Raw genomic sequence first — 24,318 nt, 5'->3', positions numbered from 1 at the left:
ACTCCTGCGGGAAAAGCGTGGCCAGGGGAGACCCCGCAGGCGCGAAGCGTCGAGGAGGCTCCCGGACCGCCCGCGGAAAGCGAGTGCCTGGAGTGGAAATAAACATTCAAATTGCACAAACCTAAAAAAAATGTAAACAAACTCGATTATTTATATCCCTTGAAAAAAAGCATAACGATAGCCAAAACCATTACCCCGATAAGCAATAACGGGCCGATGCCCGAGCTATACACGAAGTATACCGTGATGTGGCGAAAAAGGAGCACGACAAGAAATAGGAATAACAGGAAACACAACATGATGATCAGAGCGGTATTTTTATTCCGGTACAAGTAACCAGCCCCATTTTAATAGCTTTATTTACACTTAGGAAAAAATCATACGAATGCATGCTAACATCAACATTCCGTTAAGAAACAATATGCAGCACACGTTTTGTACTATTCTATATATCAAATAAAAAAGGGTTGCCGCAGCAACCCGATTTTTTCGAAAATCGTTCGGACGGTAAAAATGCAACTACATTTCTTGTAGTTCATTGACCGTTACAAACCTATACCCTTTATTCGTTAACTCTTGTAAGATCCCTTCAATCGCTTGAAGTTCTTTTCCCGTATCATCATACATCGGATGCATCAGGATGATCGAACCTGGTTTTATATTTTCCTTCACATACTCCACTTTGTCAGAAGCTGAAGTGTAATAGCTATCTGGCTCCAGATTCCAGGTAATGGTCTCTCTATCATTTTCATTTAAATAATAAGGCAAACCTATGATTTTTTTCCCGTTTGGCGGCCGGACATCTATTTCACCCTTATACCCGGAGTTCTGAATTAATTTATCCGTTTTCTCGATTTCCGTCTTAATATAAGAGGGCGATTTAAAAACCATCCTCCTATGGGAAAACGTATGATTCCCAATCTGATGTCCTGCTTCCGCTATTTTCCCAGCTTCCTCTGGATACTTTTCGATTTCGTTACCAATAAGGAAGAATGTAGCTTTTACATTGTATTTATCCAATAACGGAAGGATTTGATTTACATTCTTCGATGGGCCATCATCAAAAGTCAAAGCGACCACTTTTTCATTCGTATCGACATTATCCGTTAATCCACCGAATACCTGATATGTTCTCGAATTCATTAATTTATACGTACCAAGCAATAGCAGGAAAACAATCATGATTCCCAATCCAATGAATATCAGTTTCTTTTTCATGCAAGTACCTATCTTTCTATAAGTTTTTTAATCCAATGACCTATTATAGCAAATCACTGAACGAAAACACTTATTGTTATCCTCCGAACGAACTGTCTACATTCACTTTACATGTATCAATTCAAAACGCTCACACACAAGCAGCATATCTTCTTTGAAGGTGTGGCCGATTTTGTCCAGTTCTTCTTTAAAAAATTTTTCATGAGCATCCCACCAGTATGTATATGTTCCATCGCCTTCCCCTTCTGCAATCGCAAACTCTTCACTCACTTCATTCATGGGCAGTACTTCAACTATCACTGTTTGTATGATGGCTAAGGGCACATCCTCACTGCTTAAAATAATGCTGTAATCACCAACGGATGGTAATGGTTCATTTTCCTCTTCATAAAAAACATACCCAGAGCATGTAGCCGTTTTCATCCCATCCATCACTAATTGAGCCAAATGATCGGGATCGGACCCGAATTGCCACGCACTGACTGACTGGGGCTTTTCTTCTTCTTTCCCCTGCCAAAATGCATTCCAATATAATTCCGCTTTGACATTCATTCTATGATTCTCCATTCTGCTGTTCTGACATAAAGCATATTTGAATGATTATTTTTCTTGAAATTTTCGCCCATCTGTCATTCGCTTTTTTCACTTCTGTATTCATTTATCTGTTCCCATTCACTTAAATACATACGATTCTTGATTTTTTTTTTGGATTCTCCAGTTTACTAATAAACTCGAAACTGTTTCCGTCTGAATCATTAAAGTGAATTTTAGCGTGGGCATATTCCTTTGAGGCATCACAAAAGGTTCAATTGGTTTAAATCCAAAAGCCTCTCTTGGCGCATAGCCTCTATCTTCAAGCCATGCGACTGAGCTCTTTAGATCTTCCAATGATACTTGAAAAGCGATATGCCGTAGGGAGGGGTGATACTCAACCCCCACTTTATCCGTTTCGCAAAGCCCCAACCAACTTTTATCCTTTTCAATCCATAGGAAAGCCAGGTTCTCTTCAACCTTATGATCCAACTGCAAACCAAGCCCCTCATAGAATTCGATTGAACGTTTCAAATCATGAACCGGTAAATGTGCTTCATATAAACCTCTTATCATTGAAAAACCACCTTTTGTCAGATCTATCTCCCAAGAATCATAACCACCCTGGTTCAATCCCTTTATCTTATTGATCTACGGGGCAATTCTATTTCGCCAGTTAATATCAAAGTGATGACGATGACCCAAAATATAAAGAAAGACGAGGAAAAAACCAAAGAAATGATAGAAATCACTTTTTTCTCCGTTTTCTTCAAAATTCCTATGACAGATAGGACGATGCCGGCAAGCGTTAGGAAAAAAGTTATATAATCACCAGTCACGCTCCCGATATTTTCCATTCTAATAGGCGTAATAAAAACAGTAAAAAAGCAAATGATTCCAATGATGAATGAAGTAAAACTAATTACACCGTACCTCTTCTGAATACACGCTTCGTTTTCCATCGAGCTCACCCTTTCATCAGTTTTTAATTCCTATATACACTATTAATTTCTCAAAAATAATTTTAACATATAATACCAGACGAATTGAGGTACACAAAAAAAGGGGACAAAAGACCGTGAATTAAAGCTTCATTTTCATGCCTTCATGAGTGGCTTTGAACCCTAAACGTTCATAAAATCGCAGTGTTTCTTCCCGCTTTTTATCAGTCGTCAGCTGAATGATATGACAGCCCCGCTTTCTTGCACGGTCAATCGCGTATTGAATCAACTTGCTTCCAATGCCTTTCCCTCGTTCTGAAGATGCCGTCCGAACTCCTTCGATCGTAGCTCTCCAACCGCCTTGATGGGTAATATATGGAGTGAACGTGATTTGCTGCACCCCAACGATTTCCTCACCAAGACATGCTACGATCAATTCATTATTTCCATCTGCATCAATGGATTCAAATGCTTTTAGATAGCTTTCAGGAAGAGGATTTTCATAGCGCTCCCTTTCCCTCCCCAAAACATCATCCGCAAGCATCTGTACTATTTCACTTAAGTCTTTTGCTGTCGCATTCCTGAATGTGACCATGCTATCCCTCCTGATAACTTTAGTATCACCCTTATTTCTTGATAATGAAAACCAATCGCTCATTAATAACTTCTGCTAATAGTCCGGCGGACCTCTTTTCTGGAGGAAAAATAATGACAGCTTTAAAAATTGGACCAACAAAAAAAAGGACGGACTTCCTCTATTAAAAGGAAGTCCGTCCAGTACATCATTATTAGGTAATTGGCGCAGGATTGAACAGTGCCAAATCATTATGCAGACCCCAATGGTCTGCCCAGGTTTTCTTTTTACCGCTAGCCACTTCCAAAATCGAGTGAAATATTTCCCACCCAACATCCTCTATGGTTGCTTCACCAGTAGCGATAGTTCCAGCATTTATATCAATCAGGTCTTTCCATTGCTCGGTCAATGTATTTCGTGTAGATACTTTGATGACGGAAGCCATTGCCAGATTATAAGGTGTGCCTCTTCCAGTTGTAAAAACTTGAAGATGCATGCCGGAAGCGAGCTGTAACGTTCCGCAAACAAAGTCACTAGCTGGTGTAGCTGCAAAAATCAGCCCTTTTTCCGTAGCTTTTTCACCTGGAGCCAGTACGCCTGAAATGGGGCTGCCTCCGGATTTGGCAATGGAGCCCAATGATTTTTCCACTACATTGGCCAACCCGCCTTTTTTGTTTCCTGGCGACGGATTGGCACTTCGATCGGCATCACCTAAAGCAAGGTAGTTATCATACCAATCCATTTCCTTTATTAAAGCTCTCCCTACTTCCTCATTCACTGCACGAGGCGTTAATAGATGAATCGCATCCCGTACTTCAGTGACCTCAGAAAATAGAACGGTTGCCCCTGCTCTAACTAACAGATCTGCAGCATATCCTACTGCAGGGTTAGCTGTCACACCAGAGAAGGCATCACTTCCTCCACACTGCGTACCGATGACCAATTCGGAAACCGGAAACGTCTCCCGCTGCCTGCAGTTCAACTTGATTAAACGTTCCTCGGCCATTTCCATAATGGATTGGACCATTCCCGCAAATCCCTGCTGATCCTGAAGTGAAATGATATCTGAATCATCCCCGCTTGGATTTATTCTCATTGGAGACAGTTTTTCACACCCCAATCCAACTACCAGAGCTTCCCCGCCAAAATTCGGGTGTTTCGCAAGGTTCTGTATCGTACGAATGGGAATAACCGCTTCCGGTGCATTGATAGCGACCCCGCACCCATAGTTGTGATTTATGGCGACAACATCATCAACATTGGGATACTTCGGGAGTAGCTCTTTTTTTATCCGGTTCACGACATAATCCAGAACGCCCACTACACATTGAACGCTTGTTGTAATGCCTAATATATTCTTGGTTCCAACACTGCCATCATCATTTCGGAATCCTTGAAATGTATACCCTTCAAGTGGGGGTAAAGTTTTCGGTATATCATTCGCTACCGGTAATTCCTTTAAATCAGGAGATGCCGGCAGTATCACCAGTGACTCGTCAATCCAACTGCCTCTACCGATTGATTCAGCCGCATAACCGATAACTTCCCCATAACGGATGATGGCTTCATTCTGGACTATGTCCCTTAAAGCTACTTTGTGACCTTGTGGTACTCTTTCTTTTAATTCAAGCCCACAAGGGAAAACGGTTCCTTGATCCAAGCCCCCCGTATTAACCACGATGGCGACATTGTCCATCCTATTTACCTTAATATAAAGCGGTACCTCCGTCAGCTGCGTTTTCGTATTCACTTTACCACCCCTTCATTCTAATAAAGCAAAACACGGGCCGGTTATTATTTGACAAAAACCGTTTTAATCGATGTAAAAAACTCTTTTGCTGCTTCTCCTTGTTCCCTGGAGTGGGAGCTGGAGTTTTTCATGCCGCCAAATGGCGCCTGCAATTCAACGCCTGCGCTCTCAGCGTTAACCCTAATCAATCCCGCTTCCATATCGTTAACGAATGAAAGCAAATGTTTGATATTGGCTGTAAAAATCGAAGCACTAAGGCCGTATTCGACGCTGTTCGCAAGATACAGGGCTTCTTCAACTGAATCAGCTTTCAATAAAGCAATCACCGGACCAAAAATTTCTTCCTGTACAATTGCCATATCTGACGTGCAGTTATCAAAGATCGTAGGCTCTACATAAAAGCCATTTGCCTGATTGCCTTCTTCAGCACGCTTCCCGCCAGTTAGAAGTGTAGCGCCTTCTTCCACTCCTTTTTCGATATAGGAAAGAACCGTGTTCAATTGATTTTCGCTAGCGCATGGTCCCATCCATGTCCCGCTGTCCAATCCATCCCCGATGGAAATGCCTTTCGTTTCTTTCACCAGCAACTGCTTGAACTCTTCATAAACTTCAGCTGCAACGATGACACGGCTTGTCGCGGTACATTTTTGCCCCGTTGAGCGAAACGCGCCTGTAATGACTGCTTCTACAGCCAGATTAATATCCGCATCCGCTGCAACGATTACCGGATTTTTCCCGCCCATTTCAAGCTGGTATTTCGCTCCGCGCGCTAACGCCGCTTGTCCGATCCTTTTTCCAACGCCGTTTGAGCCGGTAAAGGTAATTCCGTTTACATCTTCGTGATCGGCGATGCCCTGCCCGATGACACTGCCCGGCCCTGTAACCATATTGATAACACCCGCCGGTAAACCGGCTTCTTCAAAACACTCCATGATTTTCGCACAGGTGATAGCCGTCTCGGTGGCTGGCTTCACCACAATCGTATTCCCATATACGAGAGCAGGAGCCATCTTCCAGATTGGGATGGCGATTGGGAAATTCCAAGGTGTAATGACGCCCACTACACCAAGCGGGACGCGCGTCGTGAACATAAGCGCTGAACTGTCGGTGGATGGAATGACATCCCCCACTTTACGCATTCCTTCTCCTGCGTAGTATTTCAGGATTGCAATACCGCGCGCCGTTTCCCCTTTTGTTTCAGCAAAGGTCTTACCCATTTCCCGTGTTGCACATTCTGCAATTTCATCAATCCGCTTTTCAAGAATATGCGCTACTTTATATAGATACTCCCCGCGCTCTGAACCAGCTAGTTTGCGCCATTTTTCTTTCGCCTTTTTTGCAGCTTCCACAGCCAGGTTCAAATCTTCCTTGATAGATTTCTGTACATATCCGACAATTGCCTGTTTATCTGCCGGGTTTGAACTTTTTTCAACTTCATTTGAAATAGAAGCAACCCATTCACCGTTAATATAGTTAAGATACGTTTTTGTTTGAACTGTAGTTATCATATATAATCCCCGCCCTTATTAGATTGATTGAATTGGTGTTTCTTTTGGAAAACGATCTAAGGCATTCTCTAATATCGTTTGCATTTCTGCGTAATGTTCTTTTTCCACCGGAAGAATTGGTAATCTGACTGTTTGCCCAACCGGCATTCCCATAATCTCCATACCTGCTTTAATGAGAGAAACGGCATACCCTTTTCGCTGACGGCGAATGTTGTTGATTGGCATGATGACCTGTTGGTAAATTTCATTGACCGTTTCTTGATCTCCACTCAAAATGCCATTATAGAATTTCCGTGAGATATGCGGGATGTAATTGGATATCGCCGATGAATATGAATCAAAGCCAAGTGGAACGTAGGCCGACATGGTAACTTCCGCAAGCGGCATTCCGTTCAGCCAGCCGAAACGCTTACCGAAGGTTTGTGTAAGGAGTCCATTCAACTCCATATTGCCTAGACCGTCTTTGACGCCGACCACCTGAGGGATTTCCGCAAGCGCTTCCAATGTTGAAAGTGAAAATGATACATTATCACGCTGATATACTATGGAATTTAAGTCTGTACTCTCTGCGATGGCTTTGAAATATGCAGCCAGACCTGCCTGTTCTCCAGTAACAAGATATGGAGGTAATATTAAATAACCGTCTGCCCCTCTATCCGCTGATATTCTGGCAAGTTCCAGTGAAGTTTGAATATTCCCGCCTACCCCTGTGTATACTGGAACCTTTCCGGCCGTGACGGATACGGCTATCTCTACCATCGCTTCGTATTCCTCTTTACTTAACGATGGATATTCCGCTGCTGCACATGCCACGAAAATAGCCTCTAGTCCCTCATCTAGTAAAAATTGAATATTTTGGGCGAGTGCTTGTTCATCAAGCTTGTTACTCGTTGTGAATGGTGCCACGGGAAATCCGAGAATACCTTTAGGTGCCTTGCGAATCTTATTCATTATTTATTCCCCCTTGCGTATTATTGTTTTATTGTAAGACAAATACACTGTATGGTCAATTGTATTTTTTTTATTTTCTGAAAAAATGAGCATTAACTCAAACCTCAATAATTTCGCTTCTAATATATACAAAAAAACAAGATAATTAAGGAGCTAAAATGAAAAATGATTTATAAAAAAAGCGATTGACAAACAATTTTATTTGTCTTACCATTGGACAAAACTAAATATTAAAAATTTTTACAAAGGGGGAGCAACCAACATTGTAAGCGGTATCAAATGAAAAAGATAAATAAATACGTTTAAGGAAGTGAGTATATGAACGCTGAAGAAAAAGTTTTTCAAGCATCTCCTCTACTGCCAAATGCCCAGAAAAAAACACGCACACGATGGTTCATTGTCTTTATGCTCTTTTTGGTTACCGCTCTGAATTATGCGGATCGTGCGACGCTATCAATCGCGGGGACGGATATGTCTGGTCAGCTTGGTCTCGATTCAGTCATGATGGGTTATGTTTTCTCCGCTTTCGCTTGGTCTTACGTAGCTGGACAAATTCCTGGCGGATGGCTTTTAGACCGTTTTGGCTCAAAAAGAGTTTACTTTTGGAGTATCCTGCTATGGTCATTCTTTACGCTTTTGCAAGGATTTCTCGGTTTTTTCGGTTCTGCCGGAACAGCTGTCATGGTATTGTTCGGACTGCGTTTTTTAGTGGGATTGGCAGAAGCCCCTTCCTTCCCGGCCAACAGCCGCATCGTTGCTACCTGGTTCCCAAGCCATGAACGCGGAACCGCGGCTGCCACTTTCAATTCCGCCCAGTATTTTGCAACCGTTCTCTTTGCACCGATCATGGGTTACATTACGTATAAATTTGGTTGGGAATACGTCTTCTTCTTTATGGGCGCTTTAGGAATCATCGTTGCTTTCATCTGGCTGAAAACAATATATGGCCCAAAGGAACATCCTCGTATCAACAAAGCTGAGCTTGAATATATCGAAGCGGGCGGCGCTTTGATCAATATGGATCAAACCGCTACAAATAAGGAGGAAAAGAAAGGCGTCAACTGGAATCATATTAAGCAGCTTTTATCAAACCGTATGTTGTTGGGTGTTTATCTTGGACAATATTGCATTACAACGTTAACGTACTTTTTCCTGACATGGTTTCCAGTGTACCTTGTACAAGAAAGGGGCATGACCATTCTTGAAGTTGGATTCGTCGCTTCCCTTCCAGCCATTTGTGGATTCTTTGGCGGCATTCTCGGAGGGACATTCTCGGATTTCTTGTTACGGAAGGGATTCTCATTGACTGTTGCCCGAAAAGTGCCAATTGTTGTTGGGATGATTCTATCGATGAGCTTGGTAGCTGCAAATTATGTGGATACGGAATGGGTTGTTATTTTCGTTATGGCCCTTGCGTTTTTCGGTAAAGGATTTGGGGCACTCGGCTGGGCGGTAGTGGCCGATACCTCACCAAAAGAAATGTCCGGTGTCAGCGGGGGGCTTTTCAACACATTCGGTAACATTGCCGGCATTACAACACCGATTATCATCGGGTATATCATTGCTACGACAGGATCGTTTAATGGGGCTCTAGTCTTCGTATGTGCCAATGCTCTTGTCGCGATTTTAAGTTATTTATTCCTAGTTGGTGAAATTAAACGTGTAGAGTTAAAATCATAGTAAACTAAATATTCTGGCAGGGGGGAAAAATTATGAACAATCAATTACTTAAGGATAATGTAAAAATCGACACACCGGTAATTTCAGAAATGAGCGTCATTCCAGTTGCGGGCCATGACGGCATGCTGCTGAACTTGAGTGGGGCCCATGCTCCATATTTCACCCGGAACATTGTCATTCTAAAAGACAATGCGGGTAATACAGGTGTAGGTGAAGTTCCTGGAGGCGAAAAAATCCGCCAGACACTCGAAGATGCCAAACAATTGGTTGTTGGCCAGTCCATTGGGACATACAACAACATTTTAAATACCATCCGTAAGCAGTTTGCGGACCGTGATGCTGGAGGGCGCGGCCTTCAGACATTCGATCTCCGTATTGCCATTCATGCCGTAACAGCATTGGAAGCGGCACTTCTTGATTTAGTTGGCCAACATTTAGGTGTTCCAGTCGCAGCCCTTCTCGGTGAAGGACAGCAGCGTGATAAGGTGGAAATGCTAGGCTACTTATTTTATGTAGGTGACCGCAATAAAACAGATCTTGGTTATTTAAGCGAACCGGAAGCGGAAGATGACTGGATTCGCCTCCGTCATGAGGAAGCGCTGACACCCGAATCGATTGTCCGCCTGGCAGAAGCCGCCCACTCTCGCTATGGATTCAATGATTTTAAATTGAAAGGCGGTGTTTTGCGCGGGGAAGAAGAAATCGAAGCGGTGACGGCACTTGCGGAACGCTTCCCTGAAGCCAGGATCACCCTTGACCCAAATGGCGGCTGGCTGCTTGAGGATGCGATTAAACTTTGCAGGGATCAACATCATGTTTTAGCCTATGCGGAAGATCCATGCGGAGCGGAAAATGGTTTTTCCGCCCGGGAAATCATGACGGAATTCAGGCGCGCAACAGGCCTTCCGACCGCTACGAATATGATTGCCACAGACTGGAGGCAAATGGGGCACTCCATTCAACTTCAATCCGTGGACATCCCTCTTGCCGATCCGCATTTTTGGACGATGCAAGGCTCCGTCCGTGTCGCTCAAATGTGCAACGACTGGGGATTGACATGGGGGTCACACTCCAATAATCACTTTGACATTTCACTTGCCATGTTTACACACGTTGCAGCAGCCGCACCAGGAAAAATCACAGCGATCGATACCCACTGGATTTGGCAGGATGGGCAGCGTTTAACGAAAGAACCTTTTAAAATTGTCGGCGGAATGGTCGATGTCCCTTCCAAGCCAGGACTTGGAATTGAAGTGGATATGGAACAAATCGAAAAGGCACATCAGCTTTATAAACAAAAAGGACTGGGTGCCCGTGATGATTCAATGGCTATGCAATACCTGATTTCCGGATGGAAGTTCAATCCAAAATCTCCTTGCCTTGTCAGATGATTTTTTTCCAACAATGCGTGCGTCTCTCTCTTTAGAGCGGCGCATTTTACTTTATTTGGACATAGGTCTTCTCATTCTTCTCATCCTCACATGCAAATAAGTGTATTATATTATATAATTAGTCTTACAGTAGGAATACATATAGGATTTAACAGAAAAGGGGTTACACAATGGAAGAATCGTCAAAGAAATTAGGCGTACAATCGGTACATCGCAATACTCTTTCACAACAAGTCGTGGATCAAATTGTGCATCTGCTCGTCAGCGGACAAATGAAAGCGGGCGACAAACTGCCTCCTGAAATGGAACTTATGAAAGAACTTGAAGTAAGCCGGCCTGTTTTACGGGAAGCGCTCAGTGCACTTGATACACTAGGTGTCATTACACGGAAAACGCGTGAAGGAACCTTTTTTAACGATAAAATCGGTACACATCCATTCTCTGTCATGCTGGCTCTGGCTACGGATAATTTACCAGCGATCATCGAAGCGCGAATGGCATTGGAGTTGGGATTGGTAACAATGGCTGCCGAGAAGATCACAGACGAACAACTGGAGAAACTGCAAGTTACGATTGACACGATTGCCAATAGTGAAGACAACGATTATGGTGAGGCCGATAAAGAATTTCACAAGATCATTGCTTTAAGTGCGAACAATCCCATTATTGAGGGCATGATCGATTCCTTATTGATTACCCATAATAAAATTAATAGCCTGATTCAATTCAGAGAACGGGAACTGACTGTAAAGTATCATAAAGCCATCTATGCGGCACTTGCAGCACATGATCCACATGAAGCATTTAGCCAAATGTACAAGCACCTTGATTACGTCCGTCAGAAAGTGCTTCAATATTCTCACGCAAATTAATATATCGTTTGAGAAGATGGAAGCAATCGCAGCAAACTAATGGATCAGTGGATATTTTCAGGAAAAAATTAAACCTATTTTGCTGCCAAGATTTCAAGGTTCAACTTAAATCCAATTGATAGCATAATTATTTTTGAGAAAGACTGGATAGTAGTTGAACTATCCAGCCCCCACTTATCCACTTTCGATTGAAATGACAATGTCAGGACTACCGAGTGAAGTCGAAACTTACTCTTGCAAATTGTCTCGTAACCTAAATCCCCATCGAATGAACCTGCCAATGCTCCACTCAAAAAAAATGCATCCCTGCTTACTGGCAGGAATGCATATATCAGTCACCAAGTTCTCGAATTGCCTCATTCTCTTTTTAATTTAGGGGCTTAATATGCACTCCAACCAGCATCTGCGGTGATGACTGTACCATTAACAAAACTGGAATCATCTGAAGCAAGGAATAATGCAACTTTAGCGATTTCCTCAGGTTTGCCATTGCGTGGATTGATAGCCATACCCAATTGTTGGCGAGAGATGCCAAACTCATTGATATTCGTCATGCTGGAACCAATATTGGTTTCAACTCCGCCTGGTGCTATTGCATTGCAGCGAATCCCTTTATTGGCATACATGAAGCCCGTGTTTTTTGTGAACCCAACGACTGCGTGTTTAGAGGCAGTGTATGCTGCGCCTGCTCGAGCACCGTACAAACCGCCAGCAGAAGCAATATTGATGATGATCCCTTTTTGTTTTTCTAAAAAGATTGGCAAAACCTTTCTAGTCGAACGCATGACGCTTGTCGTGTTAATGGCAAAAATCCGATCCCATTTAGAATCTTCAATGTCTCCAGCAGGTTCCATGCCGTCCATGATACCCGCGTTATTCACCAAAATATCCACCGTACCATACGTACTGACCGTGGTATCGATCAAATGTTGAATATCTTCCTCCACCGCTACGTTCGTTTTAATGGCAAAGGCCATTCCGCCATTCGCTTTGATTTCTTCTACAGTTTCGTTCGCACCATCAAGATTTAAATCCGATACGACGACTTTTGCTCCTTCTCTAGCATAATCTATAGCAATTTGTTTCCCCATGCCTGATGCTGCGCCTGTCACTACTGCAACTTTGTCTTGTAATTTCATTTGAACTCCCCCATTCATTCTAGTGAAGCGATACTTATTGTACAGATGTTCATTAACTACCTTCCTTTATAGTATAATTAGTTTCAGTAGGCTTATACAATCAGCAAATGATGACTTCGATGTTGAACAATGAACACGAAGGGTTACTTTTGTTTATTAAAAGTACATTAACGAACAAAGGGTGAAGAAAATGACTGATAATAACACTGGGATTGATAGAAGGATCAGGAAATCCAAAATGGCTTTGAAAGAATCCCTCATATCATTAATGCAAAATAAGGATTTCAGGGAGATATCGATTACTGACATTGTAGAACTCGCCGACCTTAATCGGGGTACATTTTATAAACACTATCAGTACAAAGAGGAACTGCTCGAGGAGGTCATGGAGGATGTGATTGCCGATTTGATACTTTCTTACCGGGAACCTTATAAGAACGTTGAAACTTTCACCATCAATGAGCTAACGGCATCAGTCATCAAAATCTTCGAACATGTAGCTAACTATGCAAACATTTATACTCTCATCCTAAAGTCGAATGCATGGCCTACATTACTAGAACGGATTTGTAATGAGTTAAAGAAACTTCCATTGGAGGACCTAGAAGATTACCGGCCGAACCCTAAAATCAATATGGAACTTGCCTCTAGTTACCAAGCATATGCGATATTAGGCATGATCATCGAATGGGTCAACACTGGCTTTAAATATAGCGCTGACTATATGGCTGAACAGTTGCTGGAAATTCTTAATAATAAATCGGTAAATGCCGTCTTTAAAATAAACCATACTTTTTAAAGCAGAAATAAGAGGGTTGCATCGGCAACCCTCCTCTCGTATTAAAGCGCCTGTCATTTGAAAAGAAACCTTTTTACGGCAGACAAGAAAGCTGGCAAATTATCTTCATGCACAAAGTGTCCGGCATCCTCTATCGTCACCAATTCGCAATTGGGAATAAGCTCGGAAACTTCCTGCAATTTGTATTGGGGAATATGGCTAGCCCCGCCCCCTATAACAAGCGTCGGCATCATAATATCGGTAAGCCGCGCCCACCATTCTGGTTCGGGATCATTAAGCTGCTGTAGAATCGAAGGCACAACCTGCCAATCAAACGGCAGAGGTACAGAAGGTTTGGAAGGAACCTCCATTGGCTTATCCGAAAAAGGAGGAGGCGTATCTTCGACAATCAACCTATCTAGCCTCGAAGGAAAAGTTTGCGAGAATAGATAGGAAACTGTCCCCCCCATGGAATGCCCTATTAGCGAAAACCTTCCCAAATTAAGCGCATCCGCAAAATGAAGCAAATCATCGCACATCAATTCAAAAGTGTATGTATTAGTTCTCGCACTCCCACCATGGCCACGTTGATCTAAAGCTAAAACACGATAATTTTCTCCTAATGCTGCAGCCACTTGATCCCATGAATCTGCACTTTTCCCCAGAGCGTGAAGAACAACAAGCGGCGGTGCAGAAACATCCCCGCTCTCCCGATATTGAAACGTGAGTCCATTCAACTCAATTTGATTAACCCGTATTTCCATCCCCGGTCATCTCCCAGGATCTGATTCATCATTTTGAACCCGATCTATTTAATAAAAACCTCCTAAAATACTATGTTCACTATAATTAAATTATACTTTTTATGCCTTCACCCGTTTATTCGTCCCAACGGCGATTTAATCCTGTCTTCATCCGATTATTTCGGCCTTCACATTCGACCTATATCCGGTAATTCGGCCTCCGTCCCATTATTCGTCCTTTGGCCTAGCGGAGTTGGCGGCAGCGAAGTAATCCATGACAAATAAGCGAAATTGCTTGGCTACTGGAGTGAAGTAGCGTTTTTCTGACCAGCCTAGCCCTATTGTTCTTTGACAAGCAGGTTCGGTTATTCGGATTTTATGGGATAATGATCCGGTTTGATGGAGCCAAGTCAATTCGGATACGAAGGCGACCCCCAACCCTTTCCTGACAAGGTCCGAGATGACAGCTGGTTCATCTCCTTCGAAGGCAATGTGCTGGACGAACCCCGCTTCGAGGCAAAATTGGTCGGTTAGGCTGCGGAACCCGAAGCCTGTGTTCATACTGATGAATGGTTCATCTTTCACTTCTTGGAGTGTAATGCTTTCCATGCCTGCCAGCCGGTGATTGGGAGGCACGATCAAGTATATTTCTTCGGTGATCAGCGGTTCCCACCTTAAGTCTGGCCCTTCTATCGGAACGGAAGAAATGCAATAATCGATTTCTCCTTCAATTAGAAGCTGCTTCATGGATGATACGGATTTTAGGAATTGTTGAAAACGGACATCCGGGTATTGAGATAAAAATGCACCCAATAAATCAGGCAGGACCCTGGGAATGGTAACGGCCAAGGTGATGTTCCTTTGGTCTTGATCTGTTAATTCCGCTATTTCGCGCCTTCCTTCATTCAGTTCCGCAAAAGCACGTTCGACCCGATTCAAGAATATTCGTCCGGCTGCATTGAGCTTGATTTTCCGGTGTTCCCTATCGAACAGTGCGACTCCCAAATCCTCTTCAAGCCGGGATATGGTTTTACTGAGGGATGGCTGAGCTATTTGAAGTTGTTCCGCAGCCCTAGTCATATGTTCCAGTCGTGCTACGGTTTGAAAGTACTGCAGCTGTAATATTTCCATTTCCCCACTCTTTTCACATAGATTTAAATCTATTATTACATAATCAATTATGTATTATACAGTATCTAAAAAAGCCATTATGATGAAATAATCTCTTAGTTAGAAAGGGCAGGCTCAAATAATGAAAGGTTTACAACTTGTATTTCAAGATATAAAAGCAATGTGGAAACATAAACACGGGAGAATCGCCTTGATTTTCCTTTTGGTCGTTCCATTGATTTACTCAGGTTTCTTCTTGGCAGGATATTGGAACCCTTATGGGCAGTTGGACCAGCTCCCTGTAGCAGTGGTCAATCTCGATAATGGTTCGGAAATGGATGATAAGCCAGTCGAGGCTGGAGATGATTTCGTTATACAATTGAAGAAGAAAAAGGAATTGGACTTTCACTTTGTCACGGCAAAGGAGGCTAATACAGGTCTTGAAGAAGGTACCTATTATATGGTTGTCACGATCCCGGAGGATTTTTCGGAAAATGTCACGACTTTAATGGATGAAAAACCGGAAAGAGCTAAACTTTTGTATACTGTCAATCCAGGTAAGAACTTCGTTGCCTCACAGATCAGCTCAACTGCTGTTGAAAAGATGACTGCAAAAATCAACGCAAGCATTACGAAAGTCTATTCTGAAGGCATCCTTTCGAAATTCCAGGACGTTTCTAAAGGCTTGGCGGATGCCGGGGCTGGAGCGGAAGAGCTTCATCGAGGAATGGCGGATGCGAAAAACGGCAGTAAGAATTTGAATGATGGCATTAAGAATTTGAATGAGGGCACCCAGAAGCTGTAAACAGGTAGCACCAAGCTTTTGGATGGACAAGAAGCCTTAGCCGATGGTGCGAAAGGATTAACATCAGGTTCCCAGAACTTGTATACCGGCATAAAGCAGCTATCGGATGGACATCACTCATTGGAAAATGGGATGAATGAAGTAAGTCAGGGTGTTGAGAACTGGTCAGCCGGAAATGCAAAGTTGATGCAAGGGCAAGAACAGGCTGCCGATACAGCGAATAATCTAAAAAAACAATTGGATGCCTATATGAAAAATCATCCTGATGCAATAAAGGATCAAGACTTCAAGCAAGTCGTTGCCCTATCAGAAGGTTTATCCAAAGCAGCCACCACTTTAAACGCCGGACAAAGGCAATTGGGCGACGGTGCTGCTAAAGTGGCTGATGGACAAGAAACCATTCAAACCGGGATGAATACCTTTGGTGATAAAATGGCTCAAGCTACCTCGGGTGCTAAGCAATTAAACGAGGGATCTGAAAAATTCGCGAATGGTTTCTCTGAATGGACAAATGGTTTCTCCACTTTAAATGCCGGAATCGTTTCGCTAGCTGGCGGAAGCAGTAAGCTAGCCAGTGGATCGACGGAACTACAAGACGGACTTGCTTCGCTGGAAACTGGTTCAAACAAGTTATCCTCCAAGCTTAATGAAGCTGCGGATAAAACGGCCAGTCTTCAGTACGACGATTCGACCACTTCGATGTTCTCTGAACCCGTGCAATTGGTCCAATCCAATTTATCTCAAGTTCCTAACTATGGAACCGGAATTGCCCCTTATTTTCTGTCATTGGCCTTTTATGTAGGCGGCATCATGGCTTCCAATATATTGCCGCTTGGCCGCAGGCAGAACCTTAAGGTTACCGGAACCGTTCATTTCACGAATAAATTAATGCTTGTTTATGTAATCGGCTTGATTCAGGCACTTCTAGTGGATGCAGTGGTCCTTCTTGGATTCCATTTACAAGTGGCAAGTGTCCCTGTATTCATTCTATCAAGCATCATCGTTTCATTTACCTTCATGACTTTTATTCTTATGTTGGTGACCGTATTCGGAGTTGTCGGCAAATTTGCAGCCGTGACCCTTCTCGTGTTCCAATTGGCTACGTGCGGCGGAACATTCCCAGGCGAACTGGGCATGTCATTATTGACGAAAATCGGTCAATTTTTACCTATGGCCCACTCATTAAAGGAACTTCAAGAGGTCATCTCCTTAGGCGGCTGGGAAAACTTGCAGACGCAGATTTGGATCTTACTTGCCTATCTCGTTTCTGCAGCGATCATTGGCTGGATAGCCAGCCATATCCAGCATGCACAAGTAACCTCAGAAGAAGTGACTTCTTGATGTGAAAAAAGCGCAGCGAATTGCACTGCGCTTATATTGTTTACAAATGAAATCACCGAAAAAAGTTATAGGTCGGATTATTCCGTCGTAGGTCGAATTATTCCACCGTAGGTCGAATTATTTCCTCCGTGGGTCGGAATATTCCGCCGTAGGTCGAATTGTTCCACTTTAGCCTGAATCAAATCCGTTCCGGCCCTTATACCGAACTAAATCGGCCGAAGTTATAAAAAAAAGCCCTATGCTGCCTGACGATTCAGGTGGCATAGGGCTTTTTATTGTTTCATTTAAGCGGTTTGGTCTTTTTTCATAGCTGGTTTTTCTTCAGCTGGCCATGCGCGCTTAATGAATAATGTCAGAATCAGTGCCACAGCAGCAATGAATGTGGATACAAAGAAGGAGAAGTTTATTCCATCGAGCATCGCCTGCATTCCGATTTGGGCCTGCATTTGTTCCATCATTTCAGCAGTGGGCTGGCTTGTTAGTTTGCTCATTGCTTTAGTCATTAAAGTTTCTCCGGAAGATGCTGCATGGTTTGACATGACTGTAACAAGCAATGCGGTTCCGATCGCACCGGAGATTTGGTTCAGTGTGTTATTCATTGCTGTACCATGCGGGTTCATACGGGCTGGCAGCGAGTTCAATCCATTTGTCATGATCGGCATCATGGCCATGGACAAACCGAATAAACGGACGGAATACAGGATCACAATATGTGTATAAGAAGTATCCATTGTTAATTTACTAAAGAAATACGTCGTCACCACAGTAATAAACAAACCGGTTGAAGCAAGTACGCGCGCACCGAATTTATCGAAGAGCTTACCGGTAATCGGTGACATGAGGGCCATCAATAGTGCACCGGGCAGCATCAGCAATCCTGAATCGAATGGTGAAATGCCACGGACCGTTTGTGTATACATCGGCATTAAGATCATCGCCGAGAACATGGCCATATTCAACACGATTGAAATCGTTGCAGATAAGGCGAACATCGGATGTTTGAAGATCTTGAATTCAAGCATCGGTGTTTCCATTTTCAGCTGGCGTGTAATGAAAAGGATCAGGGAAATGGCACCGACAATCAATGTTCCATATACCCAAGGGCTATCCCACCCCTTGCTGCCTGCCGAACTGAATCCATAAAGCAAGCCGCCAAAGCCTAAGCTTGAAAGAATGACCGATAATTTATCAATTTTAATATCGACTTTTTCCTTTTTGTCTTTAAGTTTAAAGAAGCCGAGAATAAGCACTAGTAAAGCAAGCGGAGTGATGAAGTGGAATAGCATTCTCCAATCATAATGTTCGATGATCCAGCCTGAAAGCGTCGGCCCGATTGCAGGGGCAAACATCATGACCAAACCGAATAATCCCATTGCCGAGCCCCGTTTTTCAACAGGGAATGCAGTTAAAAGCACGTTCATTAATAACGGCATCATGATTGCAGAACCTGCAGCCTGAACCATACGTGCGCTCAATAATAGCGGGAATGTATGCGCTACACCTGCAACGATCGTTCCGATTGAGAATAGCAGCATGGCTGTCAGGAACAGATTACGTACAGAGTATTTTCTTATTAAGAAGGCTGTTGTCGGAATCATGATTCCGTTCACAAGCATATAGCCCGTTGTCAGCCATTGAACTGTGGAAGTCTCGATTCCCAGGTCTGTTTTGATTGATGGCAGTGCAATATTTAAAAGGGTTGAATTCAGTATCGCTATAAACGCCCCGACCATCAGTATGGCCAAAATGCCATACGAACCCTTTTTTTCATTTGTTTGTGCAGTACTCACTTTTTATCTATTCCTCCATTCAAACTATTGGTTCATTTAATTAGACGAGTGGTATATTCCAAACTTACAAAATCAATAATATACCCCCAGTTCATTTTTTGCAATAAAAATTTACTGGTTTAAATAAGGGTTTGTGCTGTGATGAAAAATAGAGTACGATTACATTTATACAAGCAGTATAATGAAAATTAGGTGATATGATGAATAATCGAAGGCAGAATGTCATCGATACGGCTCATAAGCTGTTTATTGACAAGGGTTACCAAGCCACGTCCATTCAGGACATTTTAGACGGCAGCGGTATTTCAAAAGGTACATTTTATAATTATTTCCCTTCGAAGGGTGAATTATTTATAGCCATTTTCCGTTCCTTCTATACAAAGATTCGCCATGCCCGGGAAAAACTGTTGATTGGTCAAGATTCCGCCGATATTGAAATTTTCATCCAGCAGCTCGAATTGCAGATGATGGTGAACAAGCAAAGCAAATTGCTCATCCTGATCGAAGAAGTCCGTGTTTCCAACGATGAAGAATTAAAACAATTCATCAATAAGACGCTATTGTTGAGCTTACGCTGGATGTATACCCGTTTTCTCGATATATTCGGGGAAAGCAAAAACCCCTATCTTTTAGATAGCGTCATTATCTTTCATTCGATGATGACCCACATGAATCATTTTAGTTATCGTGCTAATGCCGCCGGTACACCAGACATACAAATTATCCGCTATTGTATGAACCGCATTGTCCATATAGTCGATGAAGTGGCTGAAAGCGGGGAACAGATCATTGATCCTGAACTAATGGATACGTGGTTTCCAAACTTTACAAACCAACTTGATCCTTGCCATAATGATTTGCTTCATTCCACGACGGAATTAAAAAAAGCGATAAACAAAGCCTTTCCTTGCGATGAAGATCGAACAAGAGCCATTGAATTGGTCGACTTTATCCAAGATGAGCTGATGCAGTCCGACAAACCGCGAAAATTCTTGATAGAAAGTTTGCTTCTCACTTTGAAGACTCAATTTGCAGCGCAGGTCCAAGCATACATTGAGTCTTTTGAAGAAAGCATCAACTCTTGCTTGAGCCGATGAAGATTGAAGACACTCGCACCTACCGAAAACGGTAGGTGTTTTTTTATGGCTATTTGAATGCCCTAATTTTATAAAAGAGTTGGTTTTATAAAAGGGACCTAAGGAAACACTATCTTTATCATAATAAAGGGAGGTCTACCTACTTGAGTGTAAAAGAGAATGCTTTGTCCATACTGGCTCTGGGCGGAGTGAATGAAATCGGTAAAAACATGTATGTGGTTCAATATTCGAACGATATTGTCATTATTGACTGTGGTGCCAAGTTTCCTGATGAAAGCTTATTAGGAGTCGATTTAATCATTCCTGATATTTCTTTTCTCCAGGAGAATAAGGAGAAGATTCGGGCTTTGATTGTTACTCATGGGCATGAAGATCATATTGGCGGTATCCCCTATTTCTTAAAAAAATTGAATGTACCCATTTATGCCACACGTTTAACACTTGGGTTGATTGAATTGAAATTAAAAGAACATAACCTTTTGGGTGATACGAAGTTGATCCAGATCGACTCGGATTCAAAATTGGAATTCGGGGAGATGGTTCTGGACTTTTTCAAGACGAATCATAGTATACCCGATTGCCTTGGAGTCACCATGCATACGCCAGAAGGCACGGTCGTTCATACAGGGGACTTTAAGTTTGACTTGACTCCCATGAATGATCAGTATCCCGATATTCATAAAATGGCCAAAATCGGGAGTGAAGGTGTTTTGGTTTTATTATCGGAAAGCACGAACGCTGAACGTCCCGGCTCCAGTCCCTCGGAGCATCTCGTTGGCAGCCATATTGAAGAGGCATTCATGCAGGCAAAACAGAAAGTCATTCTTTCGACCTTCGCTTCAAATGTCAATCGCGTTCAACAAGTTGTGAACGCTGCACATAAGACAAACCGGAAACTCGCCCTAGTTGGACGCAGCATGGTGAACGTCGTTTCCGTTGCCATTGAACGCGGCTACCTCGAGGTTCCAGATGGGATGCTTATCCAACCGCATGAAGTCGATAGCTATGCTCCTGAAAGGGTCGCGGTTTTATGTACAGGAAGTCAAGGAGAGCCGTTTGCTGCCCTTTCTCGCCTTTCCAGTTCGAATTATCGGGATATGAGCATATTGCCTGATGATACAGTGATTCTTGCCTCCACCCCAATACCCGGAAATGAACGGGATGTTTCACGTATCATCGACAACCTGTTTCAACTGGGGGCCAAAGTCATTTACGGTTCTGGGACAGTAACGGGCATGCATGTTTCCGGACATGCCTATCAGGAAGAGTTGAAGCTCATGCTTACCCTGATGAAACCCAAGTATTTCATACCCATTCACGGTGAGTATCGGATGTTGCACCAGCATCGATTACTAGCTGAGTCTGTTGGGGTGGAAAAGGGCAATACTTTCATTATCAGTAATGGCGATGTAGTGGATATTGAAAACTCCGTTGCCCGTCAAACGAGAAAGGTGGCTGCCGGCAATACCTTTGTTGACGGTGTTGGCGTTGGGGATGTTGGAGAAATCGTACTGCGGGACCGTAAGCAGCTTTCCGAAGATGGAATGCTCGTAATCGTCATAACACTAAGCAAGACGGAACGAAAAATAGTATCAGGACCTGATACCATTTCCCGTGGATTTGTATATGTTCAAAATTCCGAGGACCTCCTTAAACATGTGAATCGTCTTGTCACAAAAACGGTCAACGACTTACAAAGTGAAAAAATATACCGGTGGAACATCATCAAACAAACCATAAAGAAGGAACTGGGGCAATATCTCTTTACTCAAACTAAGAAAAAACCAATGATCCTTCCAATCATCATTGAGATTTAAAGCACACAAAAAGGAACTCGACTTTGTATAGTCTAGTTCCTTTTTTTATCAATCAAGCTCTGATTTACTGGCTTTTGCGGCCATCGCCTTGTTCTTATTCCAAACCTTGAATTTCATGAAAACGGCGGCAAGACCGATGATCACGATGAATAAAAGGCTGATGAAAAAACCTGGACGTATTTCTTTTTCAAGCAGGGTGCCACTGACCGCGGCTAAAATTAAAAGAAGTCCGAAGACGGCCGTAATCTTACTCCAAATCTTATTTTCCAAGATTTTGAATGAAGAAAGTATGATGAATGCCCAGTTATACAAAAGCAATATTCCAGCAGATGTTGTAATGTATTCATAAATCTTGCCTGGCAGGAGCAAGGCAGTGATGATTGATCCTAAAAGTCCTAAGGCTCCAAGACCCAGTGAAGGCAGTGGAAGGTCCTTGAATTTCTTGATCTTTTGCATGAAAAATGAGGGTGCATTCCCGTCATTGGAGAGGGTTACCAATAGATTGGTTACACCAAATAGTGAAGCGGTCATCGTCGAGAAACCGGCAATGATGATTGCACCATTAAAAACGTGCGGGAAAAATGTCAGATGATAACTGTCCAATGCCGAAACGAATGGACTTTCTTTTTCACTGAATGCCCCTAACGAAATCATGGTTACGGCTAACCCCAATGAAACCACATATATGATTGTAAGAACCAAGAGCATGATCGTCCCTGCCTTTGGCGCATCTTCCTTCTTTTTAAGCTGCATCGCCATCAGTCCAATGACCTCAATGCCGCCAAACGCATAAAAAGCATAGATAAGTGATGTCCAAAACCCTTTTAGTCCTTTTGGGAATAATTCATTGAATTTATTCGGAAATGATGGCGGTTTCGCTCCATCAAGACCAAACCAGCCGAAAACGGCACATATTGCAATAATGATGAACATTACGATCGCTGCTGTCTTAATTACCGCAAGGATGTTTTCCACCCTGTCGAACCCTTTTGTTCCCAGCAATACCACCACGATTGAAACAATTGCGAATCCGGATGCAAATAGCCACAGTGGTACCTTTGGGAACCAAAATTGAGATAATAGCGAAAGCGCAGTAAGCTGACTTCCCATGATCAATATATTGGAGGACCAATAATTCCAGCCACAGCTAAAGCCAGCCCATCGTCCAAATGCTTTATTGGCATAATAACAAAAAGAACCCTCTTGAGGATCGGCAGCCGTCATCTTAGCAAGCAGATTATAAACGATGTAGGTACCTAGTGCAGCCAATACAAATGAAAATACAATGGATGGCCCAGTCGTTTTAATCCCTATGGTCGATCCGAGAAAATACCCTGTCCCGATCGTACAGCCTACACCGACCAATGATAGCTGCCACCATTTCATATCGCCTTGTTGTTCACCTGATGCTTTGGAATCTTGACCAGCCTTCCCTTTCGCTGAACTGCAATTGGCTTTTGTTGTCATAACATTACCCCCTTCCATCATTCATAGTGTTGATAATGCCACAATGAATTATGCAAGGAAGAAGTTTTCAACATGATAAATCAAATATCCGAATAAAAATTGAAGTAATATGTAATGTACTTATGCCTTATGATACGATGGCAAAAATACCTTGATAAGCAAAATAAACCCCAAAGCCGATTAATGATAATCCAGAGATGATCGAAATGGCCATTAAGCTTTTTTCATTTAAGAACCTGCGAAATCCATTCGTTAATGCCGCTACAAAAAAATCCCAGCAGGTAAGCCCAAGGAAGATCATCCCGCTATAGATGAAAAGTTGGGATGTCCCATAACTTGAAGCTGTTTTAGCTAAAACAGATCCATATATCCCCAGCCAAAATAAAATGGATAATGGACTGGTCACTGACATGATGAACCCAGTCAAAAAACAGGAAATTAAAGAATCCCTATTCCTGTATTGATTTAATAATATCGTATTAACCCGTAAAACACTTTCGACCCCAGAATAAATAAGCACGAATCCACCAAAAAGCCATAGAAAGATCTGGACGATCGGAATTTCTAAAAAACGTACCATACCTACATACACTAAAATCATGAACAAGGCATCTGCAATCATCGACCCTGCCCCAACGATCCAGGCATGCCAAAACCCGTTCTTGATTCCTTTATCGATACGAGCGGAGTTCACCGGACCGATCGGTGCTGCAAGGGTAAGTCCCAGGAAAAAGTAACTCAGCAGTAAATGTACACTCAAAAAGCATCACTCCTTCGAGCTAGTTCGTGACTTGTACATTCTATGTGACAACCCC

The 24,318-nt window shown here is 42.8% G+C and carries 20 protein-coding genes and 2 pseudogenes; 7 read left to right on the top strand and 15 right to left on the bottom strand.

From position 1 onward, the window contains the following. Positions 1 to 519: 519 nt before the first annotated feature. The 8 genes and pseudogenes from J7E52_RS08945 to kdgD form a co-directional block, all read right to left on the bottom strand. Positions 520 to 1,218, bottom strand: a complete 699-nt coding sequence (locus J7E52_RS08945; protein ID WP_214745070.1) for a polysaccharide deacetylase family protein — start codon at positions 1,216 to 1,218, stop codon at positions 520 to 522. A gap of 102 nt (positions 1,219 to 1,320) precedes the next feature. Beyond that, positions 1,321 to 1,770 (bottom strand): ASCH domain-containing protein, encoded by a 450-nt coding sequence (locus J7E52_RS08940; RefSeq protein ID WP_214745067.1) that lies wholly within the window; start codon positions 1,768 to 1,770, stop codon positions 1,321 to 1,323. Between the two features lie 77 nt (positions 1,771 to 1,847). Beyond that, positions 1,848 to 2,325, bottom strand: a pseudogene (locus tag J7E52_RS08935) (VOC family protein). Positions 2,326 to 2,387: 62 nt separating this feature from the next. Then, positions 2,388 to 2,711, bottom strand: coding sequence for a hypothetical protein (locus J7E52_RS08930; protein WP_214745066.1), 324 nt, complete (start codon positions 2,709 to 2,711; stop codon positions 2,388 to 2,390). A 121-nt stretch (positions 2,712 to 2,832) separates the two neighbouring features. Beyond that, complete coding sequence (locus J7E52_RS08925; protein ID WP_214745064.1) at positions 2,833 to 3,285, bottom strand: GNAT family N-acetyltransferase; 453 nt, start codon at positions 3,283 to 3,285, stop codon at positions 2,833 to 2,835. A gap of 193 nt (positions 3,286 to 3,478) precedes the next feature. Then, positions 3,479 to 5,014: a galactarate dehydratase gene (gene garD / locus J7E52_RS08920; RefSeq protein ID WP_214745062.1), complete on the bottom strand. Its 1,536-nt coding sequence runs from the start codon at positions 5,012 to 5,014 to the stop codon at positions 3,479 to 3,481. Between the two features lie 44 nt (positions 5,015 to 5,058). Continuing rightward, positions 5,059 to 6,522 carry an alpha-ketoglutaric semialdehyde dehydrogenase GucD gene (gucD, locus tag J7E52_RS08915; protein ID WP_214745060.1) on the bottom strand — a complete coding sequence of 488 codons (1,464 nt, stop codon included), beginning with the start codon at positions 6,520 to 6,522 and terminating at the stop codon, positions 5,059 to 5,061. A gap of 18 nt (positions 6,523 to 6,540) precedes the next feature. Beyond that, positions 6,541 to 7,473, bottom strand: a complete 933-nt coding sequence (gene kdgD / locus J7E52_RS08910; RefSeq protein ID WP_214745058.1) for a 5-dehydro-4-deoxyglucarate dehydratase — start codon at positions 7,471 to 7,473, stop codon at positions 6,541 to 6,543. A 318-nt stretch (positions 7,474 to 7,791) separates the two neighbouring features. Here kdgD and J7E52_RS08905 point away from each other — a divergent pair, with 318 nt between their 5' ends. The 3 genes from J7E52_RS08905 (at position 7,792) to J7E52_RS08895 (ending at position 11,416) form a co-directional block, all read left to right on the top strand. Further along, the gene (locus J7E52_RS08905; protein ID WP_214745055.1) at positions 7,792 to 9,153 is read left to right on the top strand and encodes an MFS transporter; all 1,362 of its coding nucleotides are present in this window, start codon (positions 7,792 to 7,794) and stop codon (positions 9,151 to 9,153) included. A 32-nt stretch (positions 9,154 to 9,185) separates the two neighbouring features. Then, positions 9,186 to 10,544, top strand: coding sequence for a glucarate dehydratase (gudD, locus tag J7E52_RS08900; RefSeq protein ID WP_214745053.1), 1,359 nt, complete (start codon positions 9,186 to 9,188; stop codon positions 10,542 to 10,544). A 170-nt stretch (positions 10,545 to 10,714) separates the two neighbouring features. Then, a complete protein-coding gene (locus tag J7E52_RS08895) occupies positions 10,715 to 11,416 on the top strand; it encodes a FadR/GntR family transcriptional regulator (RefSeq protein ID WP_063232459.1) in 702 nt (233 codons plus the stop codon). A gap of 74 nt (positions 11,417 to 11,490) precedes the next feature. Here J7E52_RS08895 and J7E52_RS08890 read toward each other — a convergent pair whose 3' ends face one another. Together J7E52_RS08890 and J7E52_RS08885 are read right to left on the bottom strand one after the other, a co-directional pair. After that, positions 11,491 to 11,709, bottom strand: coding sequence for a hypothetical protein (locus J7E52_RS08890; RefSeq protein WP_214745051.1), 219 nt, complete (start codon positions 11,707 to 11,709; stop codon positions 11,491 to 11,493). A gap of 87 nt (positions 11,710 to 11,796) precedes the next feature. After that, a complete protein-coding gene (locus J7E52_RS08885) occupies positions 11,797 to 12,555 on the bottom strand; it encodes an SDR family oxidoreductase (RefSeq protein WP_214745049.1) in 759 nt (252 codons plus the stop codon). A 190-nt stretch (positions 12,556 to 12,745) separates the two neighbouring features. On the opposite strand from J7E52_RS08885, the gene J7E52_RS08880 reads away from it, so the two are divergent. Beyond that, positions 12,746 to 13,354, top strand: a complete 609-nt coding sequence (locus J7E52_RS08880) for a TetR/AcrR family transcriptional regulator (RefSeq protein ID WP_214745047.1) — start codon at positions 12,746 to 12,748, stop codon at positions 13,352 to 13,354. A gap of 53 nt (positions 13,355 to 13,407) precedes the next feature. Here the strand turns inward: J7E52_RS08880 and J7E52_RS08875 are convergent, their stop codons facing one another. Next, positions 13,408 to 14,097, bottom strand: a complete 690-nt coding sequence (locus J7E52_RS08875) for an alpha/beta fold hydrolase (RefSeq protein ID WP_214745045.1) — start codon at positions 14,095 to 14,097, stop codon at positions 13,408 to 13,410. A 207-nt stretch (positions 14,098 to 14,304) separates the two neighbouring features. Then, positions 14,305 to 15,207, bottom strand: a complete 903-nt coding sequence (locus tag J7E52_RS08870) for a LysR family transcriptional regulator (RefSeq protein ID WP_214745043.1) — start codon at positions 15,205 to 15,207, stop codon at positions 14,305 to 14,307. Between the two features lie 121 nt (positions 15,208 to 15,328). Between J7E52_RS08870 and J7E52_RS08865 the strand changes: the two are divergent. Further along, positions 15,329 to 17,332 (top strand): annotated as a pseudogene (locus J7E52_RS08865) (YhgE/Pip family protein). Positions 17,333 to 17,616: 284 nt separating this feature from the next. Here J7E52_RS08865 and J7E52_RS08860 read toward each other — a convergent pair. Further along, positions 17,617 to 19,065: a DHA2 family efflux MFS transporter permease subunit gene (locus J7E52_RS08860; protein ID WP_214745106.1), complete on the bottom strand. Its 1,449-nt coding sequence runs from the start codon at positions 19,063 to 19,065 to the stop codon at positions 17,617 to 17,619. Between the two features lie 254 nt (positions 19,066 to 19,319). Between J7E52_RS08860 and J7E52_RS08855 the strand changes: the two genes are divergently transcribed. Both J7E52_RS08855 and J7E52_RS08850 read left to right on the top strand, forming a co-directional pair. Then, positions 19,320 to 20,219 (top strand): TetR/AcrR family transcriptional regulator, encoded by a 900-nt coding sequence (locus J7E52_RS08855; protein WP_214745041.1) that lies wholly within the window; start codon positions 19,320 to 19,322, stop codon positions 20,217 to 20,219. Between the two features lie 143 nt (positions 20,220 to 20,362). After that, entirely contained in the window at positions 20,363 to 22,036 is a 1,674-nt protein-coding gene (locus J7E52_RS08850) for a ribonuclease J (protein ID WP_214745039.1), read from the top strand. A gap of 48 nt (positions 22,037 to 22,084) precedes the next feature. Here J7E52_RS08850 and J7E52_RS08845 read toward each other — a convergent pair whose 3' ends face one another. Next, a complete protein-coding gene (locus J7E52_RS08845) occupies positions 22,085 to 23,503 on the bottom strand; it encodes an amino acid permease (RefSeq protein ID WP_214745037.1) in 1,419 nt (472 codons plus the stop codon). Between the two features lie 127 nt (positions 23,504 to 23,630). Beyond that, positions 23,631 to 24,263, bottom strand: a complete 633-nt coding sequence (locus J7E52_RS08840; protein WP_214745035.1) for a LysE family transporter — start codon at positions 24,261 to 24,263, stop codon at positions 23,631 to 23,633. Between the last annotated feature and the right edge of the window lie 55 nt (positions 24,264 to 24,318).

It is taken from the genome of Bacillus sp. ISL-34, from assembly GCF_018613325.1.
Taxonomy (GTDB): Bacteria; Bacillota; Bacilli; order Bacillales; family DSM-1321; genus Peribacillus.
This window is presented reverse-complemented; position numbering and strand designations above follow the sequence as displayed.